At 72.5% G+C, this 9,477-nt stretch carries 10 protein-coding genes; 1 reads left to right on the forward strand and 9 read right to left on the reverse strand.

Going from position 1 to position 9,477, the window contains the following annotated elements; genetic code table 11:
- Positions 1-219: 219 nt before the first annotated feature.
- Positions 220-651: a GNAT family N-acetyltransferase gene (locus tag MJ783_RS19020; RefSeq protein ID WP_239312234.1), complete on the reverse strand. Its 432-nt coding sequence runs from the start codon at positions 649-651 to the stop codon at positions 220-222.
- A gap of 610 nt (positions 652-1,261) precedes the next feature.
- Between MJ783_RS19020 and MJ783_RS19025 the strand changes: the two genes are divergently transcribed.
- Entirely contained in the window at positions 1,262-1,711 is a 450-nt protein-coding gene (locus MJ783_RS19025; protein WP_239312237.1) for a helix-turn-helix domain-containing protein, read from the forward strand.
- Here MJ783_RS19025 and MJ783_RS19030 read toward each other — a convergent pair.
- The 8 genes from MJ783_RS19030 to MJ783_RS19065 form a co-directional block, all read right to left on the reverse strand.
- Positions 1,703-4,609, reverse strand: a complete 2,907-nt coding sequence (locus MJ783_RS19030; RefSeq protein ID WP_239312239.1) for a BTAD domain-containing putative transcriptional regulator — start codon at positions 4,607-4,609, stop codon at positions 1,703-1,705. The genes MJ783_RS19025 and MJ783_RS19030 overlap by 9 nt on opposite strands.
- On the reverse strand, positions 4,606-5,022 hold the full coding sequence (locus tag MJ783_RS19035) for a pilus assembly protein TadG-related protein (protein WP_239312240.1): 417 nt from the start codon (positions 5,020-5,022) through the stop codon (positions 4,606-4,608). The genes MJ783_RS19030 and MJ783_RS19035 overlap by 4 nt, the downstream gene beginning before the upstream one ends.
- Positions 5,019-5,468 (reverse strand): TadE/TadG family type IV pilus assembly protein, encoded by a 450-nt coding sequence (locus MJ783_RS19040; protein WP_239312241.1) that lies wholly within the window; start codon positions 5,466-5,468, stop codon positions 5,019-5,021. Before MJ783_RS19040 ends, MJ783_RS19035 begins: the two co-directional genes overlap by 4 nt.
- Positions 5,465-5,806 (reverse strand): pilus assembly protein TadE, encoded by a 342-nt coding sequence (locus tag MJ783_RS19045; RefSeq protein WP_239312242.1) that lies wholly within the window; start codon positions 5,804-5,806, stop codon positions 5,465-5,467. The genes MJ783_RS19040 and MJ783_RS19045 overlap by 4 nt, the downstream gene beginning before the upstream one ends.
- Positions 5,807-6,027: 221 nt before the next feature.
- Positions 6,028-6,222 carry a hypothetical protein gene (locus MJ783_RS19050; RefSeq protein WP_239312243.1) on the reverse strand — a complete coding sequence of 65 codons (195 nt, stop codon included), beginning with the start codon at positions 6,220-6,222 and terminating at the stop codon, positions 6,028-6,030.
- 24 nt (positions 6,223-6,246) lie between these two features.
- A complete protein-coding gene (locus tag MJ783_RS19055) occupies positions 6,247-7,152 on the reverse strand; it encodes a type II secretion system F family protein (protein WP_239312244.1) in 906 nt (301 codons plus the stop codon).
- The gene (locus tag MJ783_RS19060) at positions 7,149-8,054 is read right to left on the reverse strand and encodes a type II secretion system F family protein (RefSeq protein WP_239312245.1); all 906 of its coding nucleotides are present in this window, start codon (positions 8,052-8,054) and stop codon (positions 7,149-7,151) included. The genes MJ783_RS19055 and MJ783_RS19060 overlap by 4 nt, the downstream gene beginning before the upstream one ends.
- On the reverse strand, positions 8,051-9,477 hold a 1,427-nt coding region (locus tag MJ783_RS19065; protein ID WP_239312246.1), incomplete at its 5' end, for a CpaF family protein. The genes MJ783_RS19060 and MJ783_RS19065, both read right to left, overlap by 4 nt.

Here is a 9,477-nt window from a genome sequence, read left to right on the forward strand (position 1 = left end):
GGGGTGCAGGGATCGCGGATAGATGAACAGCCGTCTTCGTAGTTGAGCACTACATGAGCAGCGGGTCGCGAGCTATTTGAGCAGTCACCCGTAGTTGCGGGGGCGCGTGATCCCTGTGGCTTCCCTTGGTAGTGCTGGGTGTCGTGGCCGGAGGTGGAACGGGTCGCAGCCTTCGGTGAACAGGGCCTCCGCATCGACCCGGCCCGACGCGGAGGGTGTTCAGCCGGGCTTTTCCATGTCGATGAACTCCACGGGCCCGTAACCGTCGAACGTCTCGGTATGCCGGCCTGTCTCGGTGAAACCGAGGTACCGGTACAGGCGGATGGCGCGTTCGTTGAAGGCCGCGACATCGAGCACCACGCGGCACCGGCCGTAGATGGGGCGGGCGAACTCCAGGCCCGCCAGCACGAACTGCTCGCCAAGCCTACGACCGGTGAGATCCGGCCGTAGGCCAAACCCGTAGAACAGCCCGTCGTCGACCGGCTCGAAGAAGTAGAAGCCGATGAGGGCGCCATCGTCGTCGCGCACGGCGAGGAAGAGCTCGGGGTTCTTCACGGGTAGGCCGTCGGTGTCGTAGAAGTCGTACGGCGGGTCGTAGCGCCAGGCGTCGCGTTCGCGGAACATGGCGTCGTCCGCCGGTTCGATCCTCACAGCTTCCGCCCGTCCCGAGCGCTGGTGCACCCCGTCAGCGCGATTCTCCCACGGCAGGCGGTGGCTGGACGCAGCCATGGAATGCTGGCCCTACCGCATCCGCTGGGCGCGACGGGCAGACCGTCCGGCGTTCCGGGTCAGGGAGACGCGGTCGGATCGAGCTGCGCGCATCGCCGGGAGCGGCGTCGACATCCAGTCTTCCTGTCTGGTCGGCGCCCTGCGGCTGAAGGCGGGTTCGTGGTAGCCGCCGCGATGAGCCGTCCGGAGGCTGGCGGGTCTGCGGGATCGCGTGACGTGATGAGCATCATGTCGGCCAAGACGGGCTGGATGAGTGAGGCGGTCTTACCGGCGGGGTGACGGCGTTGTCGCAGGTAGCTGGGGATGCGGTGGCGCGGTTCGGCTCGCGTCCCCATGCGGCGGGGCGGCGGACGGCCCCCGTAGGGCGCAGGTGACAGCCGTATATCGGATTGTCGCCTTACGGTCAGATAGTGCAGCCTTGGGCGAAGTGCCCGTCACGCAGAGGGGCTACGGGGGCGGCGAGGCAGTCGCGCTGCGCGGCGGCACGGTCGAGCAGGCCCGGAGGGTCTGCGGATCTGCCGTGGGAGTGAGCGTGACAGGGATTGAGGCTCTTTCTGGTCCTGATCGCCGCATTCTGTTGCACGATCTGCGGCGCACGCTGAGCCCGAGCTGGCTCCCTGACGTTCTGGTCGCGCTGTCGAGCGGTCCGCAGCCGTATACGGGCTTGTTGCGCACGCTGCGCAGCTATGACGTTCCTCGGGGTCGGCGCTGGCCCCAGCCGCTCATCCAGGAAGCCGTATTGGCCCGGACGTTGCGGTGGATGCAGCGCCGGGGGCTGGTCGAGCGTGCGCGGGAGCGTGCGTTCCCGTTCGCCACGGTCTACTGGCTGACCCCGGCGGCGAAGGAACTGGCGGATCTGGTCGCGCCGATGGCGCAGTGGGCGGCGGCGCATGAGGAGCTGCTGGAGCTCGATCGGCGGGCGTGGGCCGAGCGGCGGCGCCGCAAGAACAGTAGCGGAAACCGTCGGCCGCGGTCAGGCTGAACGCGCGCCAGGCGGACCGGGCCGCGTCAGTGCCTGGAAGGCGCGATCGGTGTCGGGTGTGGGCCGCTCGCCAACCTCGGCGAGGGCCGCGATCAGCTGACTGTAGGTGGTCGCGACGGCGTTGTGCTGACCGAGGCGAGCCTGGGTGCGGGCGATCTGAACGTAGAGCTGTTCGTTGTAGGGGTCGAGGCGGCGCAGCGTTTCCAGCAGCTCCAGGCGCTGCGGGGTGTCCTCGCCGATCGTGGCGGTGATGCTGGCGAGCGCATCGGAGACCTGGCGGCGCAGGTTCTCGCGGTGGGTTTCGGCCCAGGCGCCGGCGATATCGTCGGACAGGTGGCCGGCGTAGGTGGCGGCCAGCGGGAGGATCGCGGCGAGCTCGTCGGCGGTGGTCGTCGCGCGGCGGCGCGCGTCGAGAGCCTCGTTGACCTGCCAAAGGTCGACCGTGAGCAGGTCGCGGCGCAGCCGCCAGCGCCGATCATCGTGGTCGAACACGTCATCGATCGCCCCGCCGGTGGCGGCAACAAGGGTGCGGCGTAGCTGGCTGATGGCGGCGTAGAACCGGTTGTCCCGCAGGCGTAGGGATTTGCCGTCCTCGGGCCAGACCGCGTCGATGATGACCCGGCGGCGGGCGCCGTCGGGATGGGCGGCGAGGTAGGCCAGGATCTCCCGGCTCGGTCCCCCGATACCGTCCACGGCCTGGTAGTCGCCGTCCGGTGCCAGCCGGTACAGCAGTTGTAGCCGGCCGAACAGGGTGAGCAGCAGCGGCGTGGTTGCCCGCGGCGGGCGCCGTAGGTCCCGTGGCGCGCTCGCGGCGGGCGTCGGCGGCGGTGCCGCGTCCGTGTGCTCGGTGGGGCCTGCTCCACGACCGCCGGGGTGTGACGGCTCGTCCGGGTCCGGCGGTGTGTCTGGTCGTGGCCGGCCGCCGGGCGGCGTCGCCGCGGGCCGGAGTCCGGGGTTATCGAGGGGCGGCGCGGAGGTGGGAGACGGGGGCGGGGGCCCCTGGGTAGGGTTTGCCCGCCGAAACTCCTCCTGGTTGGCGGCCGGCGCGTCGGCGTCGGCGAGCAGGTGGAGCAGGTGGGCGGTGTCGGTCTCAGGCAGTGTGAACAGTCGGCTGCCGGTCAGGGCGGCGGCGATGTCGGGACTCGCGGCGCCGACCACCCCGTCTGGCCGTACCCGGGCGGTCGCCCCGGGCCGCCACTGCCCGTACAGGATGCCCACGACACCGAGCGGCGAGCCGTTGTCGAGCACGGCTTGCAACCGGCGATCCGACGTCTGGTCGGGGGCCGCGATCACGACCAGGGTGGAACGGCTGGGGTCCTCCCCGGCCACGGCCCGCCGCGCCCGGGTAACGACGTCGGCTTCCAGCCGGTCCAGCAGCGTGGGCAGGTCGGCGACGACGTGCAGCCGCTGCGGCGCCGCCGCGGTGGTGTCCTCGCCCAGCATCCGCCGCACGTCGGCGGCGGGGATGAGGATCTCGACGGGGGCGGTGTCGGGCTGGTGACGATCGGCGAGCAGCGCGACGAGCAGGGCGCGGATCGCGGCGTCAGCACCGGGTCCGATCAGCCCGAGGCCGCGGGTGGCGGCGAGGTCGAGCGCGAGCGGCTGGCCGTCGCCGGTCGTGCCGACGACTCTGGTGCCGGGTAGGGCGGCGTGGGCGGTGGCGGTGGCTGCCGCGCGGCGGCGGCCGGTGACGTGCGGGTCGCCGGGCGGGCGCACGACGACCAGATCGCCATCGGGGGTGCGTTCGGCAGTGGCGGCGTCGTAGGCGACGGCGAGCTGGCGGATGACCGGCGGCTCTTCAAGGTCATCGCGTCGGCCGCTGCCAGGTACGTAGTGCCGGCGGCGCCACAGCCGCACGGAGAACAATGCGACGACCAGCAGCGCGACCGCGCCCAGCCCGAGGTAGCCGCCGGACGGGAACGCCACCCCTGGCGCCCGGGTCGGGGTCGGAGCGGACGTCCGGGGAGACGGCATGGCCGGCGCGGTCGGCGGCGCGGAGGTAGGAGTGGGCGGGGCCGGACCCGCAGAGGGGCTGACAGTTGCCGGCGGGGTCGACCGCGCAGGGCCGGAGGGCGCTTGGCCGGTCGGGGGTGTGGCCGGAGGGCTGGAGGGTGCTCGGCCGGCCAGAGGTGGGGCGGGGGCCGGCTGGCCGGGCAGGCGCAGCACCCAACCGGGGCGGATCAGGCCCGGCTGGGTCAGTGCTCGTCCGTCCGCCTGGACGACGCCGTGGTTGAGTGCCCAGATCTCCGGCCAGCGGGCCCCGTTGCTCAGGCAGCGGTCCGCAATCCTCCACAACGAGTCGTAGACGCCGTTATGGGGCAACTGTACGACCACGGTCCCCGGCGCAGCCACCGGCAGCGTCGGGACGGTCACGCTGGCGGCGACGACCGGGACTAAGCGAGGGGCGGTGGGCGCGGTGGCGACCGCCGGCGCGGCGACCGGCCCGCCGGCTGGGGTGAGGGGGCCACGGGACTGGAGGACGGTGAGCAGCACCGCGCCCAGCAGGAACGTGGCCAGCCCCCGTATCCCGCCGGCGGGCACCGGCGGGCCGTACGAGGGCCAGCGGGCTTCGTGGACGACGTCCGGCACCACGAGGACGACCGAGACGGTGAACGCGGCCCACAGTGGCCACAGCAGCACGGCGAGGATGTCCAGTAGCAGGGTGTCGTCCATCGGTCCGGTCAGCCGCGCCTCGATCTCGTCCCAGGACGGCAGGTGGTGGGGAAGCGGCCAGCCGATGAAATGCCACAGCCCCCACGGCAACCCGACGATCAGGACGATCAGCGCGGCGAGGGCGACGGCGGCACGGACGATGCGGCCGAGTGCCAGCCCGCCGGCGGCGAGCCGGCGACGGAACGGCCGGGCCGGGATCGGCCGGCGGCGGGCGGGTCGACTCACGGGGCCACTCCGGCGGCAGGTGGGGCAGGGTGGGCGCTGCCGGTGCCGGTGACGATGAGCGTGTCTAGGCCGACGATGCCGAGCAGCTGGTTGTGGTGGGTCACGGTGACCGTCACGGTCACCGTGTTGTCCACGACGGTCGCGGTGCCGTTGGCGCCGGCCTGGGTTAGGTAGGCGCGGGCGGCGGTGACCGCCTGGTCCGGTAGGAGGCGGACCGCGCCGGTTGACCGGAAGGCCGTCAGGTCGAGTTGCTGGGCACCGGCGCGGGCGGCTTCCTGCGCGACGCCCATCGCACTGGTCTTGTCCGCCAGTGCCCCGCCGGCGTCCAGGATCAGGCCGCCGAACATCACGAACGCGGCAGCCACGACGACAACAAAGGCGGTGACCGTCCCGTCGTCCCGCCCACGGCTCATGTCGCCTGTCCAGGCTGATCGCCAAACGTGTCTACGGGCGAGGTCGAGGAGGCGCGCAGGGTTGCGCTGCCCGGGGTGCCGAGCATCGCGAGGTCGTCGAGGCGGGCGGTGCAGGTCACGGTCACCCGGACCAGGGCTCCCTGCGCGAGGCCGGCCGGGTCCGTGTCGACTGTCAGATCCTGGCAGGTGACCCCGGCGCCAGCCAGAGCGTTCTGCGCGGTGGTCCGGGCGTCGGTGACGGCCTGGGTGGGGGTACCGGCGAGCGATGCCGCGCGGGCGGCCTGGTGCGCGACGTCGGCGATCCACAGGCGCGCGTCGGACACCCGGTAGCACAGCACGAGGAACGCCAGCATGAGCAGCAGCACGGGCAGGATCAGCACCAGCTCGGCGGTCGCGGACCCTCGGTCCGGGCCGGTTGCCGGAGGCGGGGAGGTTGGGGGCGTCACGGGGCTGGCCGCCTGCGCTCGACTGGTCCCGCCGCGTCGGCGTCCACCCCGATGCGAAGCCCGGGTATGACGCTGGTGGCGGTGCCGTGGACGTGGACCGTAGCCTGGCCGGCGGTGCGGGTGATCGTGACCTGGGGGCTGGTGAGGCTGGACCGGCCGAGCTGGTCGAGGGTCGCGTCGGCCTCGGTCTGCCCGGCGGCGACGGTGCCGCCGTCGGCGCGGGCCGCGGCCAGCGCACGGGCGGCGGTGGCCTGCGCGATGTGGCTGGCGTGGGCCCAGACCGTGACCTGCGCGAGGATCAGTACGATCCCGAGCACCAGCGGCAGCACGAAAATCATCTCGACTGTCAGCGCTCCGGCATCCGCCCGGTGATGCGGTGCCCCCGCGGATACGGGTCGGCCGGACCGTCCCTTGCTACCCGGGCGGGCAGGGCCGCGGTGCGGACGCGTGCGCCATCGGCCGCCGGCTGCCCTCGGTGGGCATCCCGACGCAGGACGGCCGGAGACAGGGCGGCGTCGGTCATGGACCGGCCGGGCAGGGGCTGTCATATTCTTTCCGTCTACTCAAAGATGACGCTTCGGGCGGCATCCAATATCTTCGGGCCGAAGATGCCGATCACGATGAGCGCAAGCGCGGCCAGAAAGGCAATCCAAATCACCTGCTCGGTGGTGGAGCCTCGGTCGCGTTCATCAGGCGGCGCCTTGGCGTAGTGGTCGACGATCTGCGACCACCAGATGTAGAAACGGGCGAACACGGATTCCTCCGACAGTCGAAAGATCTATAGGGAGCGGGTTATCTGGGTCAGGGCTGGATAGAAGACGAAGACAATGAAGCCGATGGCGATCAGGACGCCGGGGATACTCATCCGTTCGGTCGCGGCGTTCGCGTCCGCTTCGGCGTCGTGGGCCTGGCGAACCCGCAGCGCGGCGGCTTTGGCGTCCAGACTTTGGCGGATCCGGGCGCCTTCGGTGCCGGCGAGCGCGACCGCGTCCGCGAGTTCCGTCAGCTCCGAGATCTGAAGATCCGCGCCGAGCCGGCCCAAGGCCGCCCACGGACTGACACGGGTTTCGCGGGCGGTCCGCAGTGTCCGTCGGATCACCACGAACGGCCAGCCGGTGCCGATGGTCGCCGCGTCGGTCAGCGCGGTCTCGACACCCGCGCCGCCGGCGAGCAGGACCTGGATCAGGGACAGGTAGGCCGACAGCGCATGTCGGAAGGCCCGGCGCTGACGGTTGGCCTCCGCCCGAACCGTGAGGTCAGGCAGCAGGAATCCGAGGACCGCGAGGAGCAGCGCGAGCGCGACCGGCACCGCCGGCGGAAACGGCCGACCGCCCGCGGCGAAGGCCAGCCCGACGACCGACGGAAAGAGCAAACCAGCAAGCCCCGCGGTGGCCTTCTCCGCCAGGTGGGCCTCGACGGAGCGGCCGAGCGCCGCCAGGTCCTGCCACAGCGCCGTGGTGGGGAGGCCGGCCGCGCGCAGCGGGCCGACGAACGGCCGGCCCGCCCGCACGGCCCACCCGTCCTGCTCGGCCGGCGCTGCCGCCGGCACGGCGGACGCCGCGGGACTGGGGTCGAGCCGGGCCAGCACCTCCTCCAGCGACGGGCGCGGCGGGAACAGCCATACTGTCAGCGCCCACAGACCGACCCCAACCCCGACCGCCAGTAACATCATCAGCACGCTCATCGAGGCACCCGCCCCACGGCCGCTGAGACCGGTGCCGTCGCCGACGCGGCCTGCTCCCCCTCCAAGAACCGGTCTGGGTTCTCGATTTTCGACATGCGCCTCAGCCACACGAACCCGGCGACGAAGATCGCCCCGACGGCGAGCAGAACCATCTGGCCGGCAGCTGTGCTGTAGGGCGCCAGGAACGCGCGGTTGAAGATCACCAGTCCGCCGGCGAACCCCAGCGAGGTCACGACAACGACCCGCATCGTGGTGCGCATCCGGGCACGGCCGACCTCGATGCGGCCCAGCATGTCGACCTGGGCCCTGGCCGTGGCCGCGAGCTGGCCCAGCAGCCCCGACAGCTGCCGCGCCTGATGCTCACTGGCCAGGATCAGCGCGCCAATCACGAGATCGGCCAGTGGGTCATCCAGGTCGCCCGCCAGCGCGCGTAGCGCCGGACCCAGCCGCTCGCGACGTTCGACCCGGGTGGCCAGCAGAGCGATCTCGCCGCGGATCGCCGCCGGGGCTGCGGGCGCGGTCACCACGATCGCCTGCTCCAGGCCGGCCGCGGCAGCCAGCGTGTCACGCAGCTGCTCGGCCCACACCGCGATCCCCTGCGTCCGCGCCACCTGCCGGGCCTGCTCCCGGTCCGGACCCAGCATCCGCGGCAGCCCATACACCGCCATCGCGATCAGCAGCCCGCCGACGACCCAGCCCGTCACTACGCCCGCGACGATCCCGGCCGCCGCAGCGGCGGCGACCCACCGGCCGAACCGCGGGTTCGTCCGCCACGGCCGGGGCAGAACCGGCGTGCGACGGCGACGGCGGGCGTCGTCGTCGGGCAGCCCCCGCCAGCCGTAGACGATCAGCAGCAAGCCGGCGCCCACCCCGAGGCCGAGCAGCCCGAACAGACCGGTCATCCCCACCACCCCCGCGACAGCACGTCCGGGTCCAACCCGACGTCGATCAGGTCGTCGAGCAGCTCGCCGGTCGGCGGGGCCGCCGGCAGGCCGCGCCGGTCGGGGCCGGGCCGGTACAGCTCGTTGGTGACCACCTGCGCGCCGTCGGCGTCCATGACCTCCCGCACCGACGAAACGACGCGGCGGCCGTGTTCGCCCCGGGGCTCGGCCAGGTGGACCACGACGTGGATCGCTGAGGCGATCAGCAGGTTCGTCGCCTCGATCGGCAGCTGTTCCGGGCCCTGCACTGCGTAGCTGGCCAACCTCGTGAACACGCCGCGGCTTGTCGAGCTGTGGATCGTCGTCATGGAGCCGTCGTTGCCCTGGCTCATGGCGTTGAGCATCGGGATCACCTCGCTGCCGCGTACCTCGCCGACGATCACCCGGTCCGGGGACATGCGCAGCGCCGCGCGGACCAGGTCCGAGGCGGTGATCTGGCCTTCGCCCTCGGTATTGGCTTCGCGGACCTGCATCGCGACGACATCCGGGTGGGCCTGCTCGTCCGCGTCCAAACCCAGCTCGTAGACGTCCTCGACCGTCACCAGCCGTTCGCTGGGCGGGATCTGGTCGGCGAGCGCGAGCAGCATCGTCGTCTTCCCGATCGCCGTCCCCCCGGCGACCACGATGTTCTTGCGCGCTTTCACCAGTGCGCCGAGCAGCGCCTCCAACCCGTGGTCAATCGTGCCGTTCGCCCGCAGCGCCGCCAACGTCACATGGCGGAACCGGTGCCGCCGGATCGACACACTCGGCCGCGCCGTCGCCGCCATGACCGCGAACACCCGGCTGTGGTCCGGCAAATGGAAGTTCACCAGCGGCGCGCCCCGGTCCCAGCGACGTTCCTGCACGCCGGCGTGCGCGGCCAGGTCCCGGATCAGACTGACCAGCTCGGCGTCCGTGCCGGTAATCGGTGGCAGCCGGTGACGGCTGCCGTCCGCCCGCCGGATGAAGGTCCGATCACCGTTGATGTTGATGTTTTCGATCGACGGGTCGGCCAGCAGCGGCTCCAGGCCGCCGAGCCCGAGAACCTCGGCCAGCACCTCGCCGTGGACCCGCCGCTCGTCCTCGGGCGACAGGACCGGCGCGCCGCGGGCCAGCTCTGCGGCGGTGTGCGCTTCGGTGAGATCAGACAGCACCGAGCGGGCGAACTCCTCCCTCGCGTCCGCCGACAAGGGTGGCGCGCCGACGTCCTCGTCCGCGCGCAGCCGGCGGGCGAGCGCGGCCCGCAGCCCCTCGCGCAGCCCCTCGCGCAGTGCCTGGGCGGCGGACCCCGACGCACGTCCGGGAACGTCGGTCGGTGCCGGCGCTGTGCCGTGCCACGGCGGCAGCCCCGCGGGCCAGCCCGCGCCGTTGCCGGCGGTCGGCGCGCGGGCGGGAACCTGTCTCT

Origin of the sequence: Protofrankia sp. Cj3 (genome assembly GCF_917627355.1) — a bacterium.
GTDB lineage: Bacteria > Actinomycetota > Actinomycetes > Frankiales > Frankiaceae > Protofrankia.